The sequence below is a fragment of the Streptomyces sp. NPDC060049 genome, assembly GCF_042736715.1.
GTDB lineage: Bacteria > Actinomycetota > Actinomycetes > Streptomycetales > Streptomycetaceae > Streptomyces.
The window spans coordinates 151237-177404 of sequence record NZ_JBHWVV010000002.1 but is presented as its reverse complement, the minus strand read 5'-3'; the positions used below and the strand labels follow the sequence as shown (position 1 = coordinate 177404).

The following is a 26168-nucleotide window of genomic DNA, read 5'->3' as shown; positions in this document are numbered from 1 at the left end:
GGAGACGTCATGACCATGGTTCCGCAAGGCGGCAGCGCCGTCGCCAGGGGAGGAGGAGGCAACACGAGCAGCCTCTACGACGTCCTGGAGCTCATCCTGGACCGTGGTCTCGTCATCGACATCTTCGTCCGGATCTCGGTCGTGGGCATCGAGCTCATCAAAATCGACGCACGCATCGTGGTGGCCAGCGTCGACACGTACCTCCGCTTCGCCGAGGCGTGCAACCGCCTCGACCTCGAAGCGGGCCGCAAGGCGCCGGCCCAGCTGCCCGAGGTCGTGGGGAGCATGGTGGAAGGCGGGGCCCGCGGGAAGTCCAAGGGTGCGCTGAGTGGAGCGGTCGAGGCGGTGACCGACTCCCTGCAGGGCAGGTCCTCGCGGTCCGAGGAACCGGAAGAGGACGAGCAGGAGGAAGAGGAAGTGGAGGCCGCCCCCAAGCGGCGCCGCCCGGTCCGGCGTCCGGTACGCCGGGAGAAGGAGTGACCGATGGCGCTCTACGTGTACTCGATCACCGACAAGGCCCACCCCCTCCGCGTCGACGGCCTGACCGGCGTGGGCTCCCACGGCGCACCTTTGCGGACGGTGGCCGCCGGGCCGCTGTGCGCGGTCGTCAGCGACGTTTCCGAGGAGATCAGGCCCAAGCGCCGGGACCTCCTCGTGCACCAGGAGGTACAGGAGCGGCTGATGGGCGACGGTGTCGTGCTGCCGCTCCAGTTCGGCTATACCGCAGCCGACGACCTGGAGGTCCGCAAGGCGCTGGAGGAGAGCGCCGACGACTACCTCGCCACCCTGAAGCGTCTGCAGGGCTGCGCCGAGTACCACGTCCGGGCCTCGCAGGCGGACGAGGAACCGCTGCTGCACCAGATCCTCGAGGACTCGCCCGAGGCGAAGCACCTCAACGACCGGATCCGCGGCGGTGACCAGGACCCGCGACTGCCGCTCGACCTCGGGGAACTGGTGGCCCGCGAGGTCCAGGCCCGGCAGGAGACCCTGGCGGCCGGCCTCGTCGAGGCGCTCCTCCCCTTCGCGCGCGAGCACGTCACGCACGCATCCTCGGGGAGCGACTTCCTCAACCTCTCCCTCCTCGTCCCCGACGAACACAAGGACTCGTTCCACACCGCCCAGACGAATCTCGCCCGCGCGATCGACGGCGGCGTCGACCTGCGCTTCACCGGACCCCTGCCCCCCTACAGCTTCGTGTAGCGACCGCCACCACCACCGCCGCCCGCCGGACGGGAACGGAGGAATGATCATGGGACTGCTGACCCAACTGCTGACGCTCCCCCTCGCGCCCGTGCGGGGCGTGGTGTGGGTCGCCCAGCGGGTCGTCGACAAGGCCGAAGAGGAGTACTACGACCCCGCCCCCGTCTGGCGCGAGCTCGCGGAGCTGGAGCAGCGGCTGGTCAGCGGGGAGATCGACCAGGAGACGTTCGAGCAGCGGGAGGACGAGCTCCTCGACCGTCTGGCAGAGATCGCGGAATTCCGGCATCCGATGCCCTGACCGGGAAAGCGAGCAAGCCATCGTGACCGAACCACTCCCCGGCCGCCTCGGCGCCCTTCCCTCCCGCGCCGCCCCGGTCCCGTACGGGCCCAGCTCCTCGTCCAGCCTCGCCGACATCCTCGAACGGGTCCTGGACAAGGGCATCGTCATCGCCGGCGACATCCGGATCAACCTTCTCGACATCGAACTGTTGACCATCAAACTCCGGATCCTGATCGCCTCCGTCGACAAGGCCAAGGAGATGGGCATCGACTGGTGGGAACACGATCCCTCCCTGTCCTCCCGGCACACCGGCAGCCCGCTGGAGCAGGAGAACCGCCGTCTGCGCGCCGAGCTGGAGGCCCTGCGCGGTGAGCAGCCCGACGAAGCCGAAGAGGAGCGCGAAGTTCGCGAACGCGTCTTCGAGGAAGAACCCCGCAGCGGACCGGCCGGCCGCACGACGAAGGGGCGCCCGCAGTGAACACGCCCGCGCCCGCCGACACCAGCACCCTCACGTACGTCTACGCCGTCGTCCGGCGGACGAAGACCCTGAGCGCGGTCCTCGCCCAAGTGCGCGGCATCGACCGGGCACCCGTCCGGCTCCTGTCCGGCACTTCCGACCCCGACCCGGGCCATACAGCGGACACGGACACGGACACGGACACGGACACGGACACGGAAACGGACACCGGCCTCGCCTTCGTCACCAGCGCGGTACCCCACCGCGACTTCAACGAGACCGCCCTCAAAGACCACTTCGAGGACTTGCAGTGGCTCGAGTACGTCGCCCGGGCCCACCACGAGGTGGTGCAGGCCGTCGCCACCCACGCCACGGTCCTGCCCCTGCGCATGGCCACCGTCTACCAGGACGACAGCCGGGCCCGCCGAGCCCTCACCGAACAGCGCCACACCCTGGACCAGCGCCTGGCCCGCCTGGACGCCCACACCGAATACGGCGTCAAGATCTACCTCCCGCGCACCACGCAGGAGAGTCCGGGCGACGGCGGCGAGGCCGCACCCACCACGCCGGGCAAGGCGTACCTGCGGCGCCGCAGCGCGCAGCGCCACGCCCGCGAGAACGTCTACCAGCAGGCGCGGCAGGCAGCCGGGGCCGTCGAGGCGATCGCCGCCCGCCACACCTCGCAGCGCGTACGCCACGCCCCCCAGAGCGGCGCCCTGAGCGGCCCCCAGGAGAACGTACTGAACGACGCCTACCTCGTCCCCAACGGACAGGCCGAACAGTTCCGGACCGCCGTCGAGCAGGCCGTACAGGAGTTCCCCGACATCCGGGTAGAGGTCACGGGACCCTGGGCGCCGTACTCCTTCGCCATGCCACCTCCCGGAACCCCGGACCCGGCCGGCGCCCCGGATCCGGCGGACGCGCAGGGTCCGGCCGACGCCCACGAGCCGGCACCATGACCCTCGCGGAGCACGGCGAACCTCTGCCCGGCCGCCAGGTCGCCCTGGTCGATCTCCTCGACCGACTCCTCAGCGGCGGAGTGGTCATCACCGGCGACATCGTCCTGTCCATCGCGGACATCGACCTCGTCCGCATATCGCTGCGCGCCCTCATCGTCTCCGTCAGTTCCGAGACGGTCCCTCCTCCCGCGCGGGGCGGCGGCGACGATGAGCGATGAACAGCACCCGCCCCGGCGGCGTCCCCGCACCGAGCCCGGCCTCGAAGGCGTCGGTGACACCATGTCGCGCGCCTTCCGGCTCATCCAGGCGCCTCCCGCCCCCCGCGACGAGGGGCCGGCCCGCCCCGCCCACCGCATACACGCCGACCGCGAGACCGTCGAAGAGGACCTCCTCAAACTCGTCCTCACCCTCGTCGAGCTGCTGCGTCAGCTCATCGAACGCCAGGCCCTGCGCCGCGTGGACGCCGGAGACCTCACCGACCAGCAGGAAGAAGAACTCGGCGCCACCCTGCTGGCCCTCCACGACAGCCTGGCCGACCTCTGCGCCCAGCACGGATTCGCGCTCGAAGACCTCAACCTCGACCTGGGCCCCCTCGGCCCCCTGCTCCCGCCCGGTGACTGAGGGAAGCAGCTCGGGCTCTCCTCAGTAGGCGTGTCCCGCATGGGCGAGCGCCTGCTTCAACAGCACTCCGTGTCCGCCCGGCATCTCGCTCTGCACGGCCGGCGAGGCCGCCTCGCTCGGGCTGAACCAGACCAGGTCCAGCGCGTCCTGCCGGGGGCGGCAGTCGCCGGACACCGGCACGATGTAGGCGAGCGACACCGCGTGCTGGCGCGGGTCGTGGTAGGAGGTGATGCCCGCCGTGGGGAAGTACTCGGCGACCGTGAAGGGCTGCAGGGACGTCGGGACATGGGGCAGGGCCACCGGACCGAGGTCCTTCTCCAGGTTGCGCAGCAGCGCGTCACGGACCCTCTCGTGATGCAGGACGCGCCCGGACACCAGGGTTCGGCTGACCGTTCCGTCCGGACCGATGCGCAGCAGCAACCCGATGCCGGTGACTTCGCCGCTGTGGTCCACCCGCACGGGCACGGCCTCCACGTACAGGATCGGCATCCGGGCCCTGGCCAATTCCAGCTCATCCGTGGTCAGCCAGCCGGGCGTGGTCTCGGTCGTGTCAGACATTGCTTGATCATACTTTCCGGGGGTGGCCGCCGCCAGGATGCGCGGGCCGCTTCGGACGGATCACAGGCTCGAGAGCAGGTCGTCGAGTGGCGCCGGTACGCGGTCGGGGTCGAGGGCTTCGACGAGGACGCGGCCGTAGCGGATCTTGCGCCCCTTCTTGGTGCCGAAGAAGCGCCGCAACTGCTGCTGCGAGGTGCGGCCCTGCTGTGCCGGCTGGCGCAGGAAGGTCTGCAAGGGGCGCAGATCGCCCTCGGCCCGGACGAGGTCCTCCACCCGTGCCGCGCCCAGTGCGCGGATCAGCTCGTCCTCCAGGTCCGCCGCGCAGACGAAGAAGTCCTGGTCGGCCGCACCGGCCTGCCGCAAGCCGCGGGCGTAGAAGCCGCGCTCCGCCTCGTCGCACAGTCCCGTGAGGCGCAGACCCAGGCCGGGCGGCCCCAGGAGGCGGGCGAAGCGCCCGACGCTCATCGCACCACCCATCGACAGGACGCACACTCCCTCGGCCGCCAGGTCCCGGCCGCGGCTCTCGGCCAGCGCGTCGACCGCCGCGGCGTCGCTCGGCCCTTCGAGCAGGACGACCGTCCGTACGTGCAGCGCCGCGGCCAGCTCGTGTGCGGCGTCGCCGGCGCCACCGGGGCCGTCGGAGCCACCGGCCGCCCACGCGGTCACCGTCTCCCGGAACGACTCCATGTCAGCCATGGGAGGAGTCTGCGCCGTTCCAGGCCGCCGCGGTAGGCAATTTCCGCCGGTGCGGGCTCGGCGGCGAACGGTCGCGCCGGACGGCGTACGGCAGATGGCGGACGGAACTTGTGGAGCGGCGGTCCGGTCAGCACGCTTGCTCCATGCTCTCAGCCGCCCCCGATCCGATCCGGTCTCCTGCGGCAGCCCGGCAGGTCGGCTCCCGCCGGGCGCTGGTGGCGGGGTCCGTCGGCAACTTCATCGAGTGGTACGAGTTCGGCGTCTACGGCTACTTCGCCACCGTCATCGCGGCGCACTTCTTCACCCCCGAGGGTGGCGGCGAGGTCGAGGGGCTCGTCAAGACGTACGCGTCGTTCGCCCTCGCGTTCTTCTTCCGGCCCGTCGGGGCGGCGGTGTTCGGGCGGCTCGGTGACCGGATCGGCCGCCGGCCGACGCTCGTCCTCGTCATCTGCCTGATGACCGGCGCCACGACGCTCATCGGCGCGCTGCCGACGTACGAGTCGATCGGCGCGGCCGCCCCGGTGCTGCTGACGTCGCTGCGGATCGTACAAGGGCTCTCGGCGGGCGGGGAGTTCGGCGGTGCGGTCTCACTCATGACGGAGTGCGCGCCACCCGGCCGCCGGGGGCGGTACGGGGCGTGGCAGTCGTTCACGGTGTCGCTCGGACTGCTCGCGGGCGCGGCAATGGCGGCGCTCCTGGCGACGGTACTGACCACGGCGCAACTGAACGGGTGGGGCTGGCGGGTGCCCTTCCTGCTGACGCTGCCGCTCGGGCTCGTCGCCCTGGGGCTGCGGTTGCGCCTGGACGAGACGCCCGCCTTCGTGTCGGCCCGCGGCGAGAGCGGCGAAGCCGTGCGGCGGCCGCCCGCCGCAGAGACGGTCAGGGCCGTCGCACTGGGTGTCGGGCGGCTGATGGGGTGGTCGGCGGCCGGCTACACGTTCCTGGTGGTGCTGCCCTCCTACCTCCAGAACACGCTGGACGCGACGTTCCAGCAGGCGCTGGTCGCGAGCGTCCTGGCGAACCTGGGCTTCGCCGCGTCGATCCTGCCGGCCGGCATGGTGAGCGACCGGATCGGGCGACGGACGGTGATGCTCGCCGGAGCACTGCTGGTCGCCGTGCTCGCGCTGCCGCTCCTGCACCTGCTGCAGGACACCGGCGCGCCGACTCCCGCGAAGGGTGCGGCGCTCTTCGCGGCGGGGGCCGCCGTCGGGCTGATGGCGGGGCCGGGGCCCGCGATGCTGGCGGAGATGTTCCCGACCACGGTGCGCTACACGGGGCTCGGGCTGGCCTACGCGCTGTCCAACGCCGTGTTCTCCGGCAGCGCGGGGCTGATCATCACCGAGGTCGTCGCGCGGAGCGGGGACATCGACGTCCCCGCCTACTACGCGGCCGGCGCCTGCGCGGTGAGCGCCGCCGCGCTGCTGACGCTGCGCGGCGACGACCACGAGCGGCCGCTGCGGTGAGCGCCCTGCGGGTCGTCGGCCTGATGTCGGGCACCTCGTACGACGCCGTCGACGCGGCCGCCGCCGACCTCGTCCTGGACGGGGACACGCTGGTGCTCACCCCGCTGGGCATGATCAGCACCGCCTACGAGGACGATCTGCGGGCGGAGCTGGCCGGGGCGCTGCCGCCCGCCGCGACGGATCTCGCCACGGTGTGCCGGCTCGACACGCGCATCGGCCGGGCCTTCGCGGCGGCGGCGGTGCGCGCCGACCGCGAACTGTGCGCAGGCCGGACCGACTTGATCGCCTCGCACGGGCAGACCGTCTACCACTGGGCGCGGGCCGGCCGGGTCCACGGCACGCTCCAGATCGGCGAGCCCGCCTGGATCGCCGAGGCGACCGGCCGCCCCGTCGTCTCCGGTTTCCGTACGCGGGACGTGGCCGCCGGGGGCCAGGGCGCGCCGCTGGTGAGCGTCGTCGACGTCATGTGGCTGCGGGGACGGCCGGGAGTGCCGGTGGCACTCAACCTGGGCGGCATCGGGAACGTGACGGTGGTCGCGGACGGGGTGGCCGGCGGACCCCTGGCCTTCGACACCGGGCCCGCCAACGCGCTGATCGACGCGGCGGTGCGCGACCTGGCGGGGCGCGCTGCCTCCGGGCGCGCCGCCCCGGGTCTCGATGCCTCGGGGTCGGGCGGCTCGCCCTGCATGGACGTGGACGGCGCGCTCGCGGCGCGGGGGAGCGTGCATCCACCGCTGCTGCGACGGCTGCTGGACGAGCCGTACTACGCCCTGCCGGCGCCGAAGACGACCGGCAAGGAACTGTTCCACCTGCCCTACCTGCGTGCGGCGCTGGACGGGTTCGGGCAGGTGTCGGCCGAGGACGTCGTCGCCACCCTGACCCGGCTCACGGCGCGGACCGTCGCCGACGCCGTACGGCCCTTCGGGGCGACGGAGGTGATCGCCTCGGGCGGGGGCACCCGCAACCCGGTACTGATGCGGTGGCTGCGGGAGGAGCTCGGCGGGCCCGGCGGCGGCGTACCGCTGAGGACGTCGGACGAGCTCGGGCTGCCGTCGGGCACGAAGGAGGCGTACGCCTTCGCCGTCCTCGGCTGGCTCACCGCGCACGGCCTGCCCGCGACCGTCCCCTCCTGCACCGGAGCCCGGCACGCGAGCGTCCTCGGCTCGGTCACGCCCGGGGGAGCGGGCCTGCGCCTGCCTGCGCCGCTGACGACGGCGCCCACCCGCCTGAGCATCCGAGCCGCGCCCGCCTGATCCGCACGGCCCCGGGGGTGCCCGGTCGGCCACCCCGCGATCGGCGATCTACGGTCGCGGGCGTCGCGGGCGCCGCCCGGGTGTCCCGGAGCGAACCAGGGCGATCGAACATACGATGGGCGGGAACCGGGCGCGGGCGGCTCACCGCGCCCGCCGGTCCAGTCCGTCCGGGCGGGAGACGCATGGCAGAGGTCACCGACGCAGCGCGGACCGTCATCCTGACCGTGGACGACGACCCGGGAGTGTCCCGTGCCGTCGCCCGTGACCTGCGGCGCCGCTACGGCTCCGCGTACCGGATCGTGCGCGCCGAGTCCGGCGAATCCGCGCTGGAGGCGCTGCGCGAGCTGAAGCTGCGGGGCGACCTGGTGGCCGTGATCCTCGCCGACTACCGCATGCCCCAGATGAACGGCATCGAGTTCCTCGAAGAGGCCGTCCAGGTGTACCCCGGCGCGCGGCGCGTGCTGCTGACCGCGTACGCCGACACCAACGCGGCGATCGACGCGATCAACGTCGTGGACCTCGACCACTACCTGCTCAAGCCGTGGGACCCGCCGGAGGAGAAGCTCTACCCGGTCGTGGACGACCTGATCGCGGCCTGGCGCGCCAGCGACTACCGGCCCGTACCCGCCACCAAAGTGGTCGGGCACCGCTGGTCGGCGCGCTCGTCGGCCGTGCGGGAGTTCCTGGCCCGCAACCAGGTGCCCTACCGCTGGTACTCCTGCGACGAGCCGGAGGGGCAGCGCCTGCTGCGGGCGGCCGGCGCCGACGGACACCGGCTGCCCGTCGTGGTCACTCCCGGGGGCACCGTGCTGATCGAGCCGGATGCCCCCGACCTGGCTGCCCACGTGGGGCTCGCGACGACGCCGACCGCCGATTTCTACGACCTCGTCGTGATCGGCGGAGGTCCGGCCGGGCTGGGCTCGGCACTGTACGGGGCCTCCGAAGGTCTGCGAACCGTCCTGGTCGAACGGTCCGCGACCGGCGGGCAGGCCGGGCAGAGCTCCCGCATCGAGAACTACCTCGGATTCCCGGACGGCGTCTCGGGCGCACAGCTCACGGAGCGCGCCCGCCGCCAGGCCGGCCGGTTCGGCGCCGAGATCCTCACCGCGCGGGAGGTCACGGGGCTGGAGGTCAACGGCGCGGCGCGCGTCGTCCGCTTCTCCGACGGCTCGGCGATCGCCGCGCACAGCGTCATCCTGGCGACCGGTGTGTCCTACCGCCAGCTCCGGGCTCCCGGCTGCGCCGCCCTGACCGGCTGCGGCGTGTACTACGGCTCCTCGCTCACCGAGGCGTCCTCCTGCCTGGAGCAGGACGTGTACATCGTCGGCGGCGCCAACTCCGCCGGACAGGCGGCGATGTACCTGGCGCGGGGCGCGAAGTCGGTGACGCTGCTGGTGCGCGGCGAGTCCTTGGCCGCGTCGATGTCGTACTACCTGATCCAGCAGGTCGAGGAGGCTCCGAACATCACGGTGCGGCCCCGGACCGTCGTCGAGGCGGCACACGGGGAGGGGCACCTGGAGCAGCTCACGCTGCGGGACGTGGCGAGCGGTGCGACCGAACTCGTCGACGCACAGTGGATGTTCGTCTTCATCGGCGCGGCCCCGCTGACCGACTGGCTGGACGGTACGGTGCTGCGCGACGAGCACGGATTCATCCTGGCGGGGCCCGACCTCACCCCCGACGGACGGCCGCCGGCCGAGTGGGAGCTGGACCGCCCGCCCTACCACCTGGAGACCAACATTCCCGGCGTGTTCGTGGCGGGCGACGCACGCGCCCAGTCGGCCAAGCGCGTCGCGTCCGCCGTCGGAGAGGGAGCCATGGCAGTGATGCTCGTCCACCGGTACCTGGAGCAGTCGTGAGCGGGCAGGCCATGCCCTGCGGCCCGCAGGAGATCGCCTCGCTGTTCCTGTTCGAGAAGCTCTCCCCGGAGCAGCTCGGGCGGCTGTGCGCGGAGGGCCGGGTGGAGCGGTTCGAAGCCGGTCCCGTGTACGCCGAGGGGGACCCGGCGACCTGCTTCTACGTGATGATCGAGGGCACCGTCGTCATGTCACGCCGGGTCGGCGGTGACGACGTGGAAGTGGGCAGGACCTCGCAGCGCGGGGTGTACGCGGGAGCCATGCAGGCCTACCTGGGCGACCGCGTGCCGCAGACCTACAACAACTCGATGCGGGTCACCGAGCCGACGCGGTTCTTCGTGCTCCCGGCGCAGTCGTTCGCGGACGTGATGCGGGAATGGTTCCCCATGGCCGCGCACCTGCTGGAAGGCCTCTTCTTCGGCTCGAGGAGCACCCAGCAGGCCATCGGACAGCGTGAGCGGCTGCTGGCTCTGGGATCGCTGTCCGCCGGGCTCACCCACGAACTCAACAACCCGGCCGCGGCGGCCGTCCGGGCCACCGCGGCACTGCGCGAACGCGTGGGCAAGATGCGCCACAAGCTGGCCCACATCGCTCAGGGAAACTACTCCCGCGAGGCACTGGCCGACCTCATCGAAATCCAGGAACGCACCGCCGAACGCGTCGCGAAGGCGCCGGTGTTGAGTCCCCTGGAGGCGTCCGACCGGGAGGACGAACTCTCCGACTGGCTCGAGGACCACGGCATCCCGGAGGGCTGGCGGATCGCACCGACCTTCGTCCAGGCCGGCCTGGACACGGACTGGCTGGAGCACGTCGCGGCGACCGTGGCCGAGGACCTCCTGCCGGGCGCGATCGGCTGGCTCAACTACACGGTCGAGACGGAACTGCTGATGGACGAGATCGACGACTCCACCACCCGCATCTCCCACCTCGTCGACGCCGCCAAACAGTACTCACAGCTCGACCGCGCCCCGCACCGGGTCGTCGACGTCCACGAACTGCTCGACAGCACCCTGATCATGCTCACCGGCAAGATCGGACCCGGGATCCAGGTGGTCAAGGAGTACGACCGCACCGTGCCGGACGTGCCCGCGTACCCCGCGGAACTCAACCAGGTGTGGACCAACCTCATCGACAACGCCGTCTTCGCCATGGCCGGCACGGGCCGCGGGGGCACACTGACGGTCCGCACGGCACGGGAGGGGGACCGGCTGCTGGTGGAGTTCCGGGACACCGGACCCGGCATCCCGGCGGACATCCGCGGCCGCATCTTCGATCCCTTCTTCACCACCAAACCGGTCGGCGAGGGCACCGGTCTCGGCCTGGACATCTCCTGGCGCATCGTGGTCGACAAGCACCACGGAAGCCTCCAGGTCGACTCCGCACCGGGCGACACGCGCTTCCAGGTACTGCTGCCGCTGACCGACCCGCAATCCGGTACCGAGCCCGCGACCGAGACCACCGAGGAGCCCGTATGACCGCCACCGACGGCGTCGACCCGAGCGTCCCGCCCACCGGCACCGGCTGCGTCGAGTGCGACGAGGCGGGCGGCTGGTGGTTCCACCTGCGCCGCTGCGCCCAGTGCGGCCACATCGGCTGCTGCGACTCCTCGCCCGCCCAGCACGCCACCGCCCACTGGAAATCCACCGGTCATCCCCTGGTGCAGAGCTTCGAGCCGGGCGAGGAGTGGTTCTGGGACTATGCCGCCAACGAGCTGTACGAGGCCGGCCCCGAGCTGACGCCGCCCGCCGGCCACCCGGCCGACCAGCCGGCGCCAGGACCGTCCGGCCGGGTGCCGCAGGAGTGGACGCGGCTGTTGCACGGCTGAACGGCCACGCGCGGGGCCTTCGGCCGGCAGGGTGAGGAAGCGCTGCCGCGGACGGCCGCCGCGCGCACGCCGGCACGCAGAGCGCGAAGTCGAAGTTCCCACCGTCGTCGGGCGCGGGCTGGAGCCCGCCCCCTCCCACGCCCAGCACGATCGAGGGCGCCACGGCGGGATGCCCCTTCGGGACGCACGCCCGCGGACCGGCATGGAATGCCGTTCGTTCGGGCCCCGTATCTCCGACCGCCTGCCCTTTTATCCCGCGCCTCGGAACGTGTCAAGCCCCGAGTTTCCGGAACGTGACCGGGGTGTGCCCGGCGGGGCTTACTTATGGAGCGGGAAGGCCTCACTGGAAACGGAACGAGGCAACAGGGCAGGGAGGGAAACCTCCTTCCGGAGAATTTCCTCCCTCCCTGTTACACCGCACCGTCCCGAATTACCAGGCACCTCGACCATTCATCCGCTAGGAGAACACCATGAACCGCAAGATTCGTTTCGCGACGCTGGCCGCTTCCATCGCTGTGATCGGTGGAGGGATCGTCCTCCCCGCCTCCGTGGCAACGGCCGCTCCGATGCCCGGACACGTGGCCACTGCCCTCCCGACCGATGGAGGCAAGGGGGGCGCCGGAGGCAAGGGCGGCTCCGGCGAGGTCGGCGGCGGCGGCGGCTCCGGCGGTGCCGGTGGTGCCAGCGCCAAGGGCAAGGGCGGCGACGGCGGCGAGGGCGGCGACGGCGGCTTCGGCTTCCGGACCGGCGGCGGCGGCGGTGGTGGCGGCGGCGGCGGCGAGGGCAAGGAAGGCGGCACCGGCGGCGACGGCGGCGACGGCGGCATCGGCTTCCTCGAGCAGGGCGGCGACGCCGGAGCGGGCGGCGGCGGCGGTGACGGCAAGGAGAAGGGCGGCGGCGGCGGCGACGGCGGCCGTGGCGGCGACAGCCTCGGCGACGGTGGCGCCGGTGGCGCGGCCGGTGACGGCGGCAACGGCAAGGTCGGTGGCGCCGGTGGTGACGGCGGTGCCGGAGGCCTCGGTCTCGGCTTCAAGTTCCCCTTCTAGTAACGGAATCGGATCGACGGGGTGGAGGCCTTCCCGCCTCCACCCCCCACCCCCCGCCCCCACTTCCTCCTCATCCACCCCCTCCTCTTGATCACGACAACGGAGAAATCCCATGTTCACGACTTCCTGGCAGCGTCCGCTCATCCTGGCGGCGGTGTCCCTGGCCTTCGTCACCGGCACGGCGTGTGCCGCGCAGGCCTCGGAACACCCCACCTCGACCGGCACCAGCTCCTCGGTCGTCGCTGACCACCCGGCACCCTGCTTCCACATCGGCAAGGGCGGAGAGGGCGGCAAGGGCGGAGAGGGCGGCAAGGGCGGCAAGCCCGGCGAGGCGGGCGAGCCCGGCAAGCCCGGCCGCTCCGGATGCCTCGGCTTCGACGACCTGCCCGACAAGGAGAAGTCGGATCTCTCCGTCGTCGACAAGGTGCAGATCGTGATGGTCCTGATGTCCGACGACTCGGACGAGATGAAGGAGAAGATCGCCGACAAGTACAAGGTCTCGGAGGCTGAGCTCGACACCTGGAAGGAGCAGTACGAGGAAGGTGACTGGGTCGCCCTGATGGGAGGTGACTCCCCCTTCTCCCCGTGAGAACCAAGGACGGAAATCCGGAGCGGTAGGGCTCCTCGGCCCCGATGGGCCGGGGAGTCCGCTCTTTCCGCCGCCGGAATGACATTCGAAATCAATTTCTTACAGGGAGAAATCTCATGCGGCTGCACTCTCGGAAGTTTCGTATCGGAATGTTCGTCTCGACGGTCCTGATCGGTGCCGGCGCCATGGCTCCCGCCGCCACAGCGGCTCCCGCGACCCCGGCGGCCCAGATCCTCGCGGGCCAGCAGCACGGCCTCGCCTCCGGCGGCGGGGGCGACGGGCAGGGCGGCAACCGGGCCGGTGGGGGTCTCGGCAAGCTCAAAGCGGGCGCCGGCAGCGTGAAGATGGGCCAGGGCAGTGTCCGCGTCGGTGACCGGGTGTGCGCGGGCAAGTGCGACGGAGCGGCCAACGGCACCAACGGCGGCAAGGGCGGGGTGTGCGTCGGGCAGTGCAACGGGAGCGCCAACGGCGGCAACGGCACGGACGGCACCGTCGGCGGCAACGGCACGAAGGGCGGCAACGGCGGGGTCTGTGCCGGCGTGTGCGCGGGCAGCTCCAACGGCGGCGACGGCGGCAACGGCGGGGCCGCACGGCCCGGCGGCGACGGGGGCGACGGGGGCGCCGGCGGTGACGGCGGCATCTGCGTCGGCATCGGCTGCCAGAGCAGCGGTCAGGGTGGCAGGGGCGGCAACGGTGGCGAGGACTGACCTGCGCCGACACGTGTTCCAAGGGCCCTGGGCTTCCCGCTCAGGGCCTTTGCCGGGCACGCGTATGGATCACTCGATAGACTTTCGAGTACGAGAAGAGCGGCCCCGGCAGCGTCGGCTGCGCGAAGCGCCCGTCGGCTCGGCCGGGGTGCGGGGAGGCGCCTGATGGGCACGGCATCGCAAGCAAGCCTGTACACGGGCCGGCCCTCCGGCCTGATCGGTAAGGAGATCGCGGGCTACCGGATCGAGCGCATGATCGGCCGAGGTGGCATGGCCGTCGTCTACTGCGCCAAGGACCTGCGCCTGGACCGGACGGTCGCCCTCAAGCTCATCGCTCCGGAGCGCGTCCGCGACGACGTGTTCCGCCGCCGCTTCACCCACGAGTCGCGCGTGGCCGCGAGGATCGACCACCCGCACATCGTGCCGATCTTCGAAGCCGGTGAGACCGACGGCGTCCTGTACATCGCCATGCGCTACGTCGACGGCCTGGACCTCAGGGGCCTGCTGGACCGGGACGGTCCGCTCCCCGTCGCGACCGCCGTGCGCATCGCCGCGCAGGTGGCGTCCGCCCTCGACGCGGCCCACGATCACGACCTGGTGCACCGGGACGTCAAGCCCGGCAACATCCTGGTCGCCGCGGGCACCGACAGCGACCACCCCGAGCACGTGTACCTCACGGACTTCGGCCTGACGAAGAGGTCCCTCTCGCTCACCGGCTTCACCTCCGCGGGCGAGTTCGTCGGCACGCTCGACTACATGGCCCCGGAACAGATCTCCGGTCGGCCGGTGGACGGCCGGTGCGATGTCTACAGCCTCGCCTGCGTCGTGTACGAAACCCTCGCCGGCGGGCCGCCCTTCGTGCGCGACGACGCTCCGGCGCTGCTGTGGGCGCACCAATACGACCAGCCGCCCCTCCTGGCGGAGAGGCGGCTGGGAGTCGCGCCGGCTGCTGACGAGGTCTTCGCGAAGGCTCTGGCGAAGGTTCCGGAGGACCGCTACGGATCCTGCCGGGAATTCGTGGCGGCCCTGCGCGTCGCCACCGGGTGCGGTGTGGGCGGGCGGTTCGCTCAGCCCCCGCAGGCCGATCCGCGGCCTCCGGCGCCGGCCGAGGGGCACGTACCGCCCCCGGGGCCTCCGGACTGGGCCCTCCCGGTTTTCACAGGTCCGCCCGGCGGGCCGTAGGCCACGCCGGGCGGGACGAGCGGGTGAAGATCAGAGGCCGAGGCGGATGGCCTGTCGGACCAGTTCCGCGGAGCTGTTGACGCCCAGCTTGGCGCGGATACGGCGCAGGTAGGCGTCGACCGTGTGCTTGGAGAGTCCCATGGAGCGGGCCGTCTGCACGTAGGTGCACCCTGCGGCGATGTGTCGCAGTGCCTCCTCCTCGCGCGGGGCGAGCGCGGGGGCGGGGGCGGGGGCTTCGGCGTAAGGCATTGCGAGTGTGAGGCTCATGGGATTCCCTCCGACACGTCGGCTCGGTCATCTCTGCTCACACCCTCGGAAGCAGGGGACATATCCACGAATGTGGGTGTATGTCCTTGTTAAAGAGCCTGGCGGCGGGACTTCATCACCGTGTCCGCCAACTGTCACAGCCGTGTCACAGGGAACGTCCGCGGGCGTGTCTTGGCCGCGATCGCGGCCAAGACGTGCCCCTCCTCAGGGTCCGATGAGGGACTGTTCGGCCCAGATGGTCTTGCCGGTGGAGGAATGCCGCGTGCCCCAGCGCTGGGCCAGCTGGGCGACCAGGAGCAGACCCCGCCCTCCCTCGTCGAAGATCCGGGCACGCCGCATGTGCGGGGCGGTGTTGCTCGAGTCCGAGACCTCGCAGATCAGCGTGTTGTTCTCGTGGATCAGGCGCAGCTGGATGGGCGGCTCGCCGTAGCGGATCGCATTGGTGACCAGTTCGCTCACGACGAGCTCGGTGACGAACGCTGCGTCGTCGAGCCCCCAGGCGCTCAGCTGCTCGGTGGCGTCCCGCCGGGCCTGGGCGACGACGGACGCATCGGACGGCACCTCCCAGACGACGACCTTGTCGGCGTGCAGGGCCCGGGTCCGGGCGACGAGCAGGGCGACGTCGTCATCGGGCGGGTGGGTCAGCAGCGCCGTCAGGACGCGGTCGCAGACCGTGTCCAGCGTCGAGGCGGGCCGGGCGAGCGCCGTGAACATGCTGTCCAGGCTGTCGTCGATGTCGTGGTCGCGGGCCTGGAGCAGACCATCGGTGTACAGGGCGAGGATGCTCCACTCGGGAAGTTCGACCTCGATCGTCTCGAAGGGCAGGCCCCCCAGACCGAGCGGCGGGCCGGCCGGGACGTCGAGGAGGTACACGGAGCCGTCGGGGGAGACGACGACGGGCGGGGGGTGGCCCGCCCGGGCGACGGTGCAGCGGCGCGTGACCGGGTCGTAGACCACGTACAGGCAGGTCGTGCCGATGCCCCCGGCGGCCTCACCGGCTCCCCCCGGGCCGGCCTCGTCGTCCGACAGGCGGATGACGAGGTCGTCGAGATGGGTGAGCAGCTCGTCGGGCGGCAGGTCGACGTCGGCGAGCGTGCGCACCGCGGTGCGCAGCCGGCCCATGGTCGCGGAGGCGCGGATGCCGTGGCCGACGACGTCGCCCACGACCAGGGCGACCCGTGCTCCCGACAGCGGGATCACGTCGAACCAGTCGCCGCCCACTCCGGCCTCGCCCCCGGCGGGCAGGTACCGGGTGGCGATCTCCAGCGCCGTCTGATCGGGCAGCGTATGGGGGAGCAGGCTGCGCTGCAGCGTCATGGTGGTGGTGTGCTCCCGGAGGTGCCGGGGCGCGTTGCGGATGCTGACGGCCGCTTTGGCCGTGAGCTCCTCGGCCAGCCACAGGTCCCTCGGCTGGAAGGGCTCCCTGCGCTGGTGACGGCCGAAGACGGCCACCCCGAGGGTGATACCGCCCGAGGAGACCGGTACCACCATCATCGAGTGGGTCCCCGACTCGACGATCCAGGCCGCTTCGGGGTCCTGGGCCACCCAGTGGGCCACGGCCGGGTCCCTGGCCCCGTACACCGCGCCCCGGCCCGCGGCCAGACACGCGACGACGGGTGACAGCGGTGGATACACACCCGTCTGTCCGACCGGGACCCTGGACTCCGCACTTCCGTCGACGATCGACCGCACGGCGGTACGACGTACGGTGACCGGGCCCGACACGGGGCCGGTAGGAGGCCTGTCACGGCGCGGGAGGGGCTCCAGGAGGTCGACCAGCGCGAAGTCGGCGAACCGGGGGACGGCGACGTCGGCAAGTTCCTGCGCGGTACGGCTGCTGTCCAGGGTGGTGCCGATGCGGGCGGCGGCGTCGGCGTAGTTGTCGTCATGTACGAGCGGCTGCGGGCGGGCACCCTCGGTCGCGCTGTTGTCGTGCGCGGCCAGGCACACGCCGCACACCCGGCCGTCCGGGTCCCGCAAGGGGGCCAGCGAGGTCGCCCAGCCGCGCTGCGAGCCCGCACCCGGAAGGTGGACGAAGGCGTCCACGTACTGCGGCTCACCGGTCTCCAACGCCAGGCGCATCCTCCGGTCGGTCTCGTCGCTCACCGGGTCCGGCGCGATCTCCGGCAGGCGCAGCCCGCGCATCTCGGCCTCCGAGAGGGAGAGCGCGCGCGTCATGCCGGCGTTCGCCAGCACCAGCCGCAGTTCCTCGTCGAAGACCGCCAGGAAGCAGGGGGACTGGGCGAACGCCCACTCCCTCAGCGGTTCGTCCCGCGGGGTGCGCGATCCGTCCGCCACGGCGGACACCACGAACCATTTCGCGACCCCGCTGGTGGCCGTCCACCGGTGCGCCAGCAGCTGCGGCTCCAGCCGCCTGCCGTCCCGGTGCCGCAGCGCCACCGTGCCGCTCCAGCGCTCCAGCCCCGGCGGGATCAGCTGCACCGGACCGTCGGCGCCATCGGCGAGCAGACCGGCAGCGGAAAGCCCCACGACCTCGGCGGGCGGGTAGCCGAGCAGGCGACGGGCGCCCTCGCTCCACTCGGTGACGATGCCCTGCTCGTTGATGGTGGCCGTGGCCGTGTAGGCCGCCCCGGAGGAGACGCCCGTCTCCTCCGGCCGCTCACCAGGAGAGGTGGGAAGTCGCTCCATCGCCGCTCATCTCGCCCTCGCTAGTTCTGCCCGCGGTCGCGGGGCCTGCACGGCCAGGGGTTCCACTGACAAGCATGATCCGGCGGGGCAATGAGCACCAACGCAGTGCCGCCATGGGGCACGCTCAGCGGGCCGGACCGGGCAAGAGGACCCTCCGGGGGTCCGGCGGTACGGCCGGCTGGGCGAGGACGAGGGCGAGGACCGCGTCTGACGCCCGCCACACCATGGCGAGGCGCCGTCCGCTGAGTACGGGCGGCCGGAGGCCGAGGATCACGATGCCGCGCGGGGCGGAGCCGAAGATGCTGCTCCGGTCGGCCTTGACCGCGGCCTCCTTCAGTGCCCAGGCACCCGCCATGGCATCGGGCCGGTCCGTTCCGATGAGGGAGAGCTCCCCGGGGGACAGGACGTGGTCGGCGACCCGGCGTACCGCGTCGGCCGAGGCGCTCTCGCACAGGTCCACTCCGACCGGTCCGGGCGCGAGGGCCGCGGCCACGTGGCCGGTGGTGTGGCTGATGGAGACGCTCACGGCCGGCATCGGGCTGCCGCCGACGACGACGCAAGGGCTGCCGTCCGCACGCGGGAGGATCTCCACCTCGTCCGCCGGCGCGTCGACGACGACGCCGACCAGGCGCTTGGCGAGCACCCGGCCCGCCGCCCATTCGGCCCGGCGCCGGCCCTGCAACCCGCGGACCACGCGCTGCTCGGCCGGTGAGAGGTCCGGTGCCCGGTGGAGGTCGCGGCGCCGGGCCACGACGAGGGCGGCGCCGCCCCACCGGTGGACGCGGCCCGGCGCGATCGACTGGAACGTGGTGTCCATGGCAGCGGGTCAGGCGGCGGCGGCCGGGGCCGGTGCCTGGTCCGGGCGCCGCAGTTCCCGCTCCAGCACGGTCACCGCGTGACGGATCCGCCCATCAGGAGCTTTCCAGTAGCCGCGGATGTCGGGGGCACCGGGGAGGCGGCAGCCGAGTCCGATGATGGCGATATCGGTCATGAGGGATCTTCCTGCCTCTGCTCCGGACGGGCGGTGGCCTTCCACCGTGCCCGCGGGAGGGGTGAGGCCGTAGACCCGGCTATTCGTTACTTGACACAGCCCCGCGTTCCGGGCTCGGCCGTGCCGGGGGTCCCCGCCGTACGCCGATCAGCCCGTGGGGCCGGGCCCGGATCCCGCCTCGGCCGGTGCCCGGTCCCACCGCATCCGGGACCAGGGAAGGGCGAGGTCCGCCTGGGACGCCACGGTGCGCGGGACGAGGGAGTCGAGCGCGGCCGCCTCCGCGTGGCGGGCGTACACGGTGTCCACGTAGCGGTGGCCCGTATCGGCGGCGATGAAGAGGACGGTCCGCTCCGGGGACCGGTCCCGCTCCCAGCGGGCGGCGAGGTAGCCCGCACCGGTGGACAGCCCGGCGAACACCGCGTGGCGCCGCAGCAGGTCGACGCTGCCGGCGAGCGCGGCGTCGAAGGAGATCCAGTGGAGCGTGTCGTACGACGCGTGGCCCACGTTCCCGAAGGGGATGGAGCTGCCGATCCCGGCAATGATGATCGCGGGGTCGGCGAGGTGTCCCGCACCGAAGGTGACGCTGCCGAAGGGCTGGACTCCCACGAGTTCGACGTCGGGGGAGTCCTCCCGGAGGTAGCGGGCGAGGGCTCCCGTGGAGGCGCCCGAGCCGACTCCGCCGACGACGGTGAGGGCGTCACCAACGGTCGACTCGCGGATCAGGTCGGTGACGGCGCGGTAGCCCGAGTAGTGGATGCCGTCGTGGTACTGCCGCATCCAGTGGTATTCGGGGTGTTCGGCGAGGATGTCGTGGATGCGCTCGACGCGGCGCTTCTGGTCCAGTTTGAGATCGCTGCAGGACTCCATCTGTTCCAGGGTCGCCCCGAGCACCGCGAGCTGGATGCGCAGGGTGTGATCGACCGTTGCCGAGCCGACGATGTGGCAGCGCATGCCGTGGCGGTGGCAGGCGAGGGCCAGGGCGTAGGCGTAGATGCCGCTCGAGCTGTCCAGCAGGGTGTCCCCGCGGCGCACCGCCCCGGTGTCGAGCAGGTGGCGGACCGCGGCGAGGGCGGAGACGACCTTCATGGTCTCAAAGCGCAGGCAGACGAGCCGGTCGTCGAGGCGTATCAGGTCCGGTCGGCCGATCGCATCCGCGATGTGCTGGTCCACTCGGAAGCTCCTTGATCGTCGAGAGGGGAGGGAAAGGCGGGGGAGGCAGGGAAGGCAGGGAGGGCAGGGAGGGCAGGGAAGGCAGGGGAAACCGGGAAGGTCGTGAAGGCGCGCGTGGCGGGAATCCCGCTGCCGTCCAGGGCCCGTACACAGCTGCGGATCCGGCGGCGCAGGCCCGGAGCGGCCGGGTCGAGGAGCAGGCCGGCCACCGCGCCGCTGTGCGCGATCTGGACGCCCACGGCCCCCACCCGCCGGGCGATGCCGGCGAGGGTGTCGAATTCCGGGTGCCGCAGCAGCTTCTGCCCGCGCCGGGCACTGGCGGTGGCGACCTCGCCGAGCAGGGCGGCGTCGCCCGTGGCGACGGCCCGCCGCAGGAGGACGCGCAGCCGTTCGTAGGCCAGGACGTCGTTGTCGTCGTGGACCTGGACCGGCAGGGAGAGGGTGTCCACGGGTGCGCCCGCGCCCAGGGCGCAGCCCACGACGACGAGCGGGGGCAGACTGGGGCCGAGGACTTCCAGGACCCGGCCCTCGCGCTGGGCGAAGAGCACCGGGCGGGTGTCGAGCATCAGGGGATCGCAGGCCAGCTCGGCCCGCACCGCCAGGCGCGCGATGGTGTCGGGCGCCAGCAGCATCCCGTAGGAGTCCGCGACCGCCCGCACCGCGGCGATGACATCACTGGTCGAGCTGCCCATGCCCAGGCCGACCGGTATGTCGCCGGTGATCCGCAGCTCGCCGCCGCAGGGCGGCTCCCGGCGCCGCCGCGCGCATTCCCCCACGGCGAGGACCGCCGCGCGGGCCGCCTTCGCGCGGTCGCCGGGCAAAACCGTGAGCCGGTCCGGCGGGGTGCCGGGTCGGCGGGTGAAGGCGGCCGTGCTGCCGGGTCCGGCCATCGGCAGGGTGACCAGGCCGGCGCACCTGCGCCCGGTGGCGTCGCGGAAGACGCCCTGGAGGATCTCGCCGTGGTGGCAGGCGGCGCGGCCGGTACCGCGCAGGTCGGAGCCGGGCCGTCGCGGACGCGTGTGCCGGCGGGGGGCCGGGATCACGCCGCGCCCGCCGCCCGGTAGCGGTACAGGGTGGTGGGACCGGCGCTGAACTGGGAGAAGGGGAACGGCTCCGCGGACAGGGCGCTCACTCCGGAGCCGAGGAAGGCCCTGGCCACGGCGCTGCCGGTCTGTGCGTAGACGATCAGGGGGATGCCCCGGGTACGGCAGCGGTCGAGGATGGTGTCGAAGGAGCCGTTGCCGAGGGTCATGCCGGTGGCGACGACGGCGTCGGCCTGGTCGAGCACCTCGTGCATGTCGGTGGTGACGGGGTCGCCCCACTGGGTGGCCTTGAGGTTGAAGTCGCAGGGCAGGGGTTCGCCGCCGGCCGCGCGGATCGCCGCGACCAGCGGGTTGACCACGCCGATGAGGCCGACCCTGGCCCCCCTCCCGATGTCCAGCAGTCCGGCGATGGCCGCGTCGCGGGCCTGCGCGCGCACCTCGGGGGTTCCGGCGGGGAGGGTGACCGGCTCGGCTCCGCTCTCGCCGTGCGGGTGCCGTTCGCAGAGGTAGGCGTCGAGGGCGGCGATCCGCAGCGGGCGCGGTGCCTCGCGCAGCAGGACGTCGAGCGGGGCTCCCGAGGCGTCACGGCAGACCGACGGGTCGATCTCACCGGCCTCGAAGGCACAGCCGCCGAAGGAGCCGCCGAGGCGCACCAGTACGTACTGGTTGAGGTAGGGGTCCAGAAGACGCTGGTCGCCACGAGGTCGCGGGGCAGCGGGCCGTGTTCACCGGCCAGTACGGCCGAGATCAGGGCGTCGACGGTGGGTGAGGGCGTGGTGCTCGTACGGGTCGTCATGGGGTTCCTGTCACTGAGCGGATCGAGGGGGCGTTGGTGCGCAGGGGGCCGCGGTAGGTGATCGCGGGGCGGCCCGCGGCGTCGGTGGCGAGTTCGGCGTCCACCTCGAAGATCTGCGCGAGGTGTCCGGGCGTGAGGACGGCGGCGGGGGCGCCGGAGGCGACGAGGCGCCCGTGGTGCATGAGCAGCAGCCGGTCGCAGTAGCGGGCGGCGAGCGAGAGGTCGTGCAGCGCGACGAGGACCGTCTGGTCCGCGACGGCCAGCAGCTCCATGAGCTCCAACTGGTGTTTGACGTCGAGATGGTTGGTGGGTTCGTCGAGGAGGAGCCCGTACGGCTGCTGGGCGAGGGCGCGGGCGATGTGGGCGCGCTGCCGCTCGCCGCCGGACAGGGTCTTCCAGGTGCGCCCGGCGATCGGGGTCAGCCCCACGCGGTCCAGTGCGGCGGCGATGACCGCGCGGTCGGTGTCGTCCGGCCCTCGCCAGCGGTCCCGGAAGGGGGTCCGCCCCAGCCCTACGACGTCGGCGACGCGCAGGTCGGTGTCGAGGGCGGAGTCCTGTTCGACGAAGGCGACGCTCCGCGCGATCCGGCGGGCGCTCCAGCCCTGCACGCTCACCCCGTCGTAGAGCACGGTGCCCGCGTCGGGCTCGCGCAGACCGGCCAGGCAGCGCAGCAGGGAGGACTTGCCCGAACCGTTGGGGCCGAGCAGTCCGACCGTCTCGCCCGGAGCGACGTCCAGGCCGACCTCGCGGACGACGGGCGTGCCCGACACCGACCAGCTCAGCCCTTCGGCGGTGATCCTCACAGGTCACCCCGCCTGCGCAGGACGAGGAGGAACAGCGGTACGCCGATCAGCGCGGTGAGCACGCCGACCGGGACTTCCCGGGGCGCGAAGGCGACCCGCGCCAGGGCGTCGGTCCACACGAGGAACACCGCGCCCGCGAGCGCCGCGTAAGGCAGCAGCACCCGGTGCCGTGGTCCGGCGAGGAACCTCACCCCGTGCGGGACGATCAGGCCGACGAACCCGATGGCGCCGACGGTGGCCACCGCCACCGAGGTCAGCACGGCCGTCACCACGAGCAGCAGCATGCGGGTGCGCCGTACGTCGATCCCGAGGGACGCGGCGGTGTCCGCGCCGAAGGCGAGGGCGTCCAGGGAGTTCGCGCACAGCCACGCAACGGCCAGGCCGAGCGGTGTGACGACCGCGCAGACCAGGACGGCGTCCCAGCGGGCGGGGGCCATCGAGCCCAGCAGCCAGTGGGTGACGGCGTGCGTGGTGTCGGCGTCGGCCGAGGCCATCAGGACGAGCGAGGTCAGCGCGGTGAAGAGCTGTCCGACGACCACGCCGGTGAGGACGACGCGGACCGAGTCCAGCCCGGTCCGGTGCAGCAGGGCCAGCAGGAGACCGAAGGAGAGCAGGGCGCCGACGAAAGCGCCGCCGGTGACCCCCAGGGTGCCGGCGCCCACCCCGAGCACGACCACGGTGACGGCTCCGGCGGACGCGCCCGAGGACGCGCCGAGCAGGTACGGGTCGGCGAGGGCGTTGCGGGTGACGGCCTGGAGCACCGTGCCGCAGACCGCGAGCGAGGCCCCGACCAGGGCTGCCATCAGGACGCGGGGCAGGCGCAGGTCCCAGATGAGCGAGTCCACGAGCGGCGGGAGCGGCTCGGTGCCCAGGCCGAGCCGGGCGCCCAGCACCTTGGCGAGGTCGGTCCACCCCACGTCGGTGGTGCCGATGCGCGTGCCGGCCGCCACCGACGCGGCGAGTACGAACACCAGCGCGAGGAACAGCCCCGCCCGGGCCGGGGCGGACCGCACGGGCCGGGACGGGGCCGCCGGCGCGCTGAGCGGCGCGGCCGCCCCCGCCCCTCGGGCCGCCGGGTGCAGCGGGTCGGCGCGCGGGCCGGGCGGCGGATCCGCGGGCGGAGCCCCCCGGGCCGGGCTGTCGGCGACGTCAGCGGGCATGTCCGAGGTCCTTCATCCCGGCGGCCAGCAGGCCCAGGGCGTGCACGGACCGTACGGAGGGGTCCAGTTCGATGCCCGGCGCCTCGATGATCTTGTTGTCGCGCACTGCCGACAGCTGGGAGATCACCGGATGCCCGGCCATCGTCGCGCGCTTCTCGCGGGCGCTGTCACCCGGGCGGCCCCGTTCGGACAGGTCGCCGATCACGATGAAGTCCGGGTCGCGCTCGGCGACTTCCTCCCAGGACACCTCCGGCCATTCCTCGTTCACGTCGTCGAAGGCGTTCTTCGCTCCGACGATCCGGCTCATCTCGCTGGGCAGGCCGTTCCTGCCCGCGACGTACGGCATGCCGTTGAAGGCGGAGTAGAGGTAGACGACGGTGGGCCGCTCGCCGCCCTGCGGGACCTTCGAGGCGGTTTCGGCCGCCTTGGCGACGGCGGCCCGCTGCTCCTGGGCGAGCTCGTGGGCGCGCTCCTCGGCGCCGAAGGCCTTGCCCAGGTTCTCGTAGTCGGAGAAGAGCAGTTCGAAGGGGGTCTTTCCCGCCTCGTTCTGCTGGGGGCAGTCCACGGCGCTGACGAAGGCCGGGACCTCGAGGGCGCCCAGTTCCTCGCGGGTGCCGGCCCGGTCCTTCGTGTAGAGGCCGCTGGAGCCGGCCATCACGAAGTCGGGTGTGGCTGCGCGCAGTTGTTCACTGGTGGCGACCTTGGGGGAGATGACGGGGATCTTGGCGTACGCGTCCCGGTACCGCGCCGGGATCTTCGTCTTCAGATTGGCCGTCCCCGCCATCCGGTCCCCGAGGCCGAGTTCCAGCAGGGTCTCGGTCGAGGTCTGGTCCAGCGCGACGGCGCGCTCCGGGGGCCGGGTGACATCGAGTGCGCGGCCGCAACTGGTGATGACCGCCGGTGCGTCGGCGGCCCGGGCGCCGGCCTCGGCGGCCGGTGCCGGGTCGCCCGTGGCGGCCGAGCAGCCCGCGCTCGCGAGGGCGAGGGCGACCGCGAGGGCGGGGGCGAGCGCGGGAACGCCAAGGCCACGGGCGGGAGTGCGGGCGGAGGTGACGCCGAGATGGGCGGGGCGGGCGCGGTGGCGCATGGACTCTCCGGTCTGAAAAAGGGCGTGGGGTTGTCATGTACCGGGCAGAAATACTGCCTTCGGGAGGGTACTTTAATGGTTATCGTTTTCATAAAGACGCCCGGGGGTGCGGTTCGCCGGACCCACCCCCACACCTGCCGACGCATGAGGAGCACCACACGTGGCGACCACGCCCGCACCCGCAGCGCCCGACACGGGTCCGCCGCCCACCCGTTCCGTCCTGCGCGACGCGACCTTCCTGCGCCTGTGGACGGGCACCACCGCCTCCGGGCTCGCGACCTGGGCCCTGCCCTGCGTGCTGGGCCTGGCGGTCCTGCACCGGGAACTCGACGCGGCCGGCCTCGGCCTGGTCCTCGCGGCACGCACCGCCGGGTTCCTCGTCGCCGTCGGGGTCGGCGGCGTCCTGGCCGACCGGCACTCCCGGCGTGCCGTCGTGCTCTGGTCCGCCCTCGCGGCGGCCGCCGCCGCCCCGCTGCTCGCCGCCGGCCTCGGCCGCTCCCTGGTGCTGATGACCGTCGCCGCCGCCCTCGCGGGTGCGGGCCAAGGAGCCTGCCGGCCCGCCTTCCAGGCCCTGACCGCCGAGACCGTCGACGCGGACCGACGCCAGCAGGCCAACGCCGCCATGACCCTCGCCGTCCGGACGTCCACGCTGGCCGGCCCCACCCTGACCGCGCTGCTCGCGGCCTTCCTCGGCGTCGGGACACTGCTGCTCGGCATCGGCCTGCTCTGGCTCGTCGCCGCCTTCACACCGGCCCGCGGCGCCGCCCCCGGCGCCCGCGCCGAGCCCGGCGGGCCCACTCCGCGCGCCTCGCTGCGCGCCGAGTTCATCGACGGCATGCGCGAGGCCCGACGCCATCCCTGGTTCATCGCCGGCCTCGGCGCCCTGACCGCCGTGATCGCGCTGGGCTACTCCGCCACGAGCGTCGCCCTGCCCCTGATCAGCCGCGATCGCTACGGCACCGAGTGGGTTCTGGCCGCGGCCGTGACGGCCTACACCGTGGGTGCCCTCGGCGGCGCCCTGGTCACCGCCCGCCGACGCCCCCGCTCCCCGGGCTGGGCCGCCTTCGGGGGGCTGGCCGCGTACGGGTTCGCCCCGCTGAGTCTGATGCTGCCCGTCCACCCGGCCGTCGTGATCGGGGCCTACGTCATGGCGGGAATCGGCATCGAGCTGTTCAACGTGCCCTGGTTCACCGCCATCCAGCGTGAAGTCGCCCCGGGCAAGCTGGCCCGGGTCTCCTCGCTCGACTTCCTCGTGTCCTACGGCTTGGCGCCGATCGGCCTGGCCCTGATCGCGCCGGCCATCGACACCTTCGGCGTCACTCCGGTCCTCGCCGCTTGCGCCGCGTCCTGCTTCCTCGTGCCCGCCGCGGCCGCACTGGCGCCCACCGCCCGCCACTTCGGGCGGCCGCCGGCGACCGCACGGCAACCGAGGTGAATGAAGCGCGGAGCAGGGGGCAGGCGACGTTCGTGCGGGGTGCGCGAACGCCCCGCACGACATACGGAAAAGGAC

28 protein-coding genes and 1 pseudogene are annotated in these 26168 nt (G+C 72.7%); 17 read left to right on the top strand and 12 right to left on the bottom strand.

The window, feature by feature from the left end:
• The first annotated feature begins 9 nt into the window (after positions 1-9).
• The 7 genes from ACFWBY_RS03590 to ACFWBY_RS03560 are packed head-to-tail and all read left to right on the top strand — an operon-like array spanning position 10 to position 3517.
• Positions 10-480, top strand: a complete 471-nt coding sequence (locus ACFWBY_RS03590) for a gas vesicle structural protein GvpA (protein ID WP_385341287.1) — start codon at positions 10-12, stop codon at positions 478-480.
• A 3-nt stretch (positions 481-483) separates the two neighbouring features.
• Entirely contained in the window at positions 484-1200 is a 717-nt protein-coding gene (locus tag ACFWBY_RS03585) for a GvpL/GvpF family gas vesicle protein (protein WP_385341289.1), read from the top strand.
• 49 nt (positions 1201-1249) lie between these two features.
• Positions 1250-1498 carry a gas vesicle protein GvpG gene (locus tag ACFWBY_RS03580; protein ID WP_385341291.1) on the top strand — a complete coding sequence of 83 codons (249 nt, stop codon included), beginning with the start codon at positions 1250-1252 and terminating at the stop codon, positions 1496-1498.
• Positions 1499-1520: 22 nt separating this feature from the next.
• Positions 1521-1958 (top strand): gas vesicle protein, encoded by a 438-nt coding sequence (locus ACFWBY_RS03575; RefSeq protein WP_385341293.1) that lies wholly within the window; start codon positions 1521-1523, stop codon positions 1956-1958.
• Positions 1955-2896: a GvpL/GvpF family gas vesicle protein gene (locus ACFWBY_RS03570; protein WP_385341294.1), complete on the top strand. Its 942-nt coding sequence runs from the start codon at positions 1955-1957 to the stop codon at positions 2894-2896. Before ACFWBY_RS03575 ends, ACFWBY_RS03570 begins: the two co-directional genes overlap by 4 nt.
• Complete coding sequence (locus ACFWBY_RS03565) at positions 2893-3114, top strand: gas vesicle protein (protein ID WP_385341296.1); 222 nt, start codon at positions 2893-2895, stop codon at positions 3112-3114. The genes ACFWBY_RS03570 and ACFWBY_RS03565 overlap by 4 nt, the downstream gene beginning before the upstream one ends.
• Entirely contained in the window at positions 3104-3517 is a 414-nt protein-coding gene (locus tag ACFWBY_RS03560; protein ID WP_385341298.1) for a gas vesicle protein K, read from the top strand. Before ACFWBY_RS03565 ends, ACFWBY_RS03560 begins: the two co-directional genes overlap by 11 nt.
• Positions 3518-3538: 21 nt before the next feature.
• Here the strand turns inward: ACFWBY_RS03560 and ACFWBY_RS03555 are convergent, their stop codons facing one another.
• Both ACFWBY_RS03555 and ACFWBY_RS03550 read right to left on the bottom strand, forming a co-directional pair.
• Positions 3539-4075: an NUDIX hydrolase family protein gene (locus ACFWBY_RS03555; protein ID WP_385341300.1), complete on the bottom strand. Its 537-nt coding sequence runs from the start codon at positions 4073-4075 to the stop codon at positions 3539-3541.
• A gap of 60 nt (positions 4076-4135) precedes the next feature.
• Positions 4136-4771: a TOPRIM nucleotidyl transferase/hydrolase domain-containing protein gene (locus ACFWBY_RS03550; protein ID WP_385341302.1), complete on the bottom strand. Its 636-nt coding sequence runs from the start codon at positions 4769-4771 to the stop codon at positions 4136-4138.
• 143 nt (positions 4772-4914) lie between these two features.
• Here ACFWBY_RS03550 and ACFWBY_RS03545 point away from each other — a divergent pair, with 143 nt between their 5' ends.
• From ACFWBY_RS03545 to ACFWBY_RS03505, 9 genes are all read left to right on the top strand, one after another.
• On the top strand, positions 4915-6234 hold the full coding sequence (locus ACFWBY_RS03545) for an MFS transporter (protein WP_385341303.1): 1320 nt from the start codon (positions 4915-4917) through the stop codon (positions 6232-6234).
• A 5-nt stretch (positions 6235-6239) separates the two neighbouring features.
• Complete coding sequence (locus ACFWBY_RS03540) at positions 6240-7487, top strand: anhydro-N-acetylmuramic acid kinase (protein ID WP_385341334.1); 1248 nt, start codon at positions 6240-6242, stop codon at positions 7485-7487.
• Between the two features lie 182 nt (positions 7488-7669).
• Complete coding sequence (locus tag ACFWBY_RS03535) at positions 7670-9346, top strand: FAD-dependent oxidoreductase (protein WP_385341305.1); 1677 nt, start codon at positions 7670-7672, stop codon at positions 9344-9346.
• Positions 9343-10818, top strand: a complete 1476-nt coding sequence (locus tag ACFWBY_RS03530) for an ATP-binding protein (RefSeq protein WP_385341307.1) — start codon at positions 9343-9345, stop codon at positions 10816-10818. The genes ACFWBY_RS03535 and ACFWBY_RS03530 overlap by 4 nt, the downstream gene beginning before the upstream one ends.
• The gene (locus ACFWBY_RS03525; protein WP_385341309.1) at positions 10815-11168 is read left to right on the top strand and encodes a UBP-type zinc finger domain-containing protein; all 354 of its coding nucleotides are present in this window, start codon (positions 10815-10817) and stop codon (positions 11166-11168) included. The genes ACFWBY_RS03530 and ACFWBY_RS03525 overlap by 4 nt, the downstream gene beginning before the upstream one ends.
• A 470-nt stretch (positions 11169-11638) precedes the next feature.
• The gene (locus tag ACFWBY_RS03520; protein ID WP_385341311.1) at positions 11639-12214 is read left to right on the top strand and encodes a hypothetical protein; all 576 of its coding nucleotides are present in this window, start codon (positions 11639-11641) and stop codon (positions 12212-12214) included.
• A 112-nt stretch (positions 12215-12326) separates the two neighbouring features.
• Positions 12327-12803: a hypothetical protein gene (locus ACFWBY_RS03515; protein WP_385341313.1), complete on the top strand. Its 477-nt coding sequence runs from the start codon at positions 12327-12329 to the stop codon at positions 12801-12803.
• Positions 12804-12952: 149 nt separating this feature from the next.
• Entirely contained in the window at positions 12953-13510 is a 558-nt protein-coding gene (locus tag ACFWBY_RS03510) for a hypothetical protein (protein WP_385341315.1), read from the top strand.
• Positions 13511-13675: 165 nt separating this feature from the next.
• A complete protein-coding gene (locus tag ACFWBY_RS03505) occupies positions 13676-14692 on the top strand; it encodes a serine/threonine-protein kinase (protein ID WP_385341316.1) in 1017 nt (338 codons plus the stop codon).
• Positions 14693-14722: 30 nt separating this feature from the next.
• Here the strand turns inward: ACFWBY_RS03505 and ACFWBY_RS03500 are convergent, their stop codons facing one another.
• From ACFWBY_RS03500 to ACFWBY_RS03455, 10 genes and pseudogenes are all read right to left on the bottom strand, one after another.
• Positions 14723-14959 carry a response regulator transcription factor gene (locus ACFWBY_RS03500; RefSeq protein WP_385341318.1) on the bottom strand — a complete coding sequence of 79 codons (237 nt, stop codon included), beginning with the start codon at positions 14957-14959 and terminating at the stop codon, positions 14723-14725.
• 204 nt (positions 14960-15163) lie between these two features.
• Positions 15164-17608, bottom strand: a complete 2445-nt coding sequence (locus ACFWBY_RS03495) for a SpoIIE family protein phosphatase (RefSeq protein ID WP_385341319.1) — start codon at positions 17606-17608, stop codon at positions 15164-15166.
• Between the two features lie 124 nt (positions 17609-17732).
• Complete coding sequence (locus tag ACFWBY_RS03490; protein ID WP_385341321.1) at positions 17733-18425, bottom strand: 4'-phosphopantetheinyl transferase family protein; 693 nt, start codon at positions 18423-18425, stop codon at positions 17733-17735.
• 9 nt (positions 18426-18434) lie between these two features.
• Entirely contained in the window at positions 18435-18599 is a 165-nt protein-coding gene (locus ACFWBY_RS03485) for a hypothetical protein (RefSeq protein ID WP_385341323.1), read from the bottom strand.
• A 147-nt stretch (positions 18600-18746) separates the two neighbouring features.
• Positions 18747-19769, bottom strand: a complete 1023-nt coding sequence (locus ACFWBY_RS03480; protein WP_385341325.1) for a pyridoxal-phosphate dependent enzyme — start codon at positions 19767-19769, stop codon at positions 18747-18749.
• Entirely contained in the window at positions 19727-20812 is a 1086-nt protein-coding gene (locus ACFWBY_RS03475; protein WP_385341327.1) for a GHMP kinase, read from the bottom strand. The genes ACFWBY_RS03480 and ACFWBY_RS03475 overlap by 43 nt, the downstream gene beginning before the upstream one ends.
• Positions 20809-21608: pseudogene (locus ACFWBY_RS03470) on the bottom strand (Rossmann-like domain-containing protein). The gene ACFWBY_RS03475 and the pseudogene ACFWBY_RS03470 overlap by 4 nt, the downstream one beginning before the upstream one ends.
• Entirely contained in the window at positions 21605-22411 is an 807-nt protein-coding gene (locus tag ACFWBY_RS03465; protein WP_385341329.1) for an ABC transporter ATP-binding protein, read from the bottom strand. Before ACFWBY_RS03465 ends, ACFWBY_RS03470 begins: the two are co-directional and overlap by 4 nt.
• Positions 22408-23571: a FecCD family ABC transporter permease gene (locus ACFWBY_RS03460; RefSeq protein WP_385409621.1), complete on the bottom strand. Its 1164-nt coding sequence runs from the start codon at positions 23569-23571 to the stop codon at positions 22408-22410. The genes ACFWBY_RS03465 and ACFWBY_RS03460 overlap by 4 nt, the downstream gene beginning before the upstream one ends.
• The gene (locus ACFWBY_RS03455; RefSeq protein WP_385344943.1) at positions 23561-24658 is read right to left on the bottom strand and encodes an ABC transporter substrate-binding protein; all 1098 of its coding nucleotides are present in this window, start codon (positions 24656-24658) and stop codon (positions 23561-23563) included. Before ACFWBY_RS03455 ends, ACFWBY_RS03460 begins: the two co-directional genes overlap by 11 nt.
• Positions 24659-24818: 160 nt before the next feature.
• On the opposite strand from ACFWBY_RS03455, the gene ACFWBY_RS03450 reads away from it, so the two are divergent.
• The gene (locus ACFWBY_RS03450; RefSeq protein WP_385344941.1) at positions 24819-26093 is read left to right on the top strand and encodes an MFS transporter; all 1275 of its coding nucleotides are present in this window, start codon (positions 24819-24821) and stop codon (positions 26091-26093) included.
• Positions 26094-26168 lie beyond the last annotated feature (75 nt).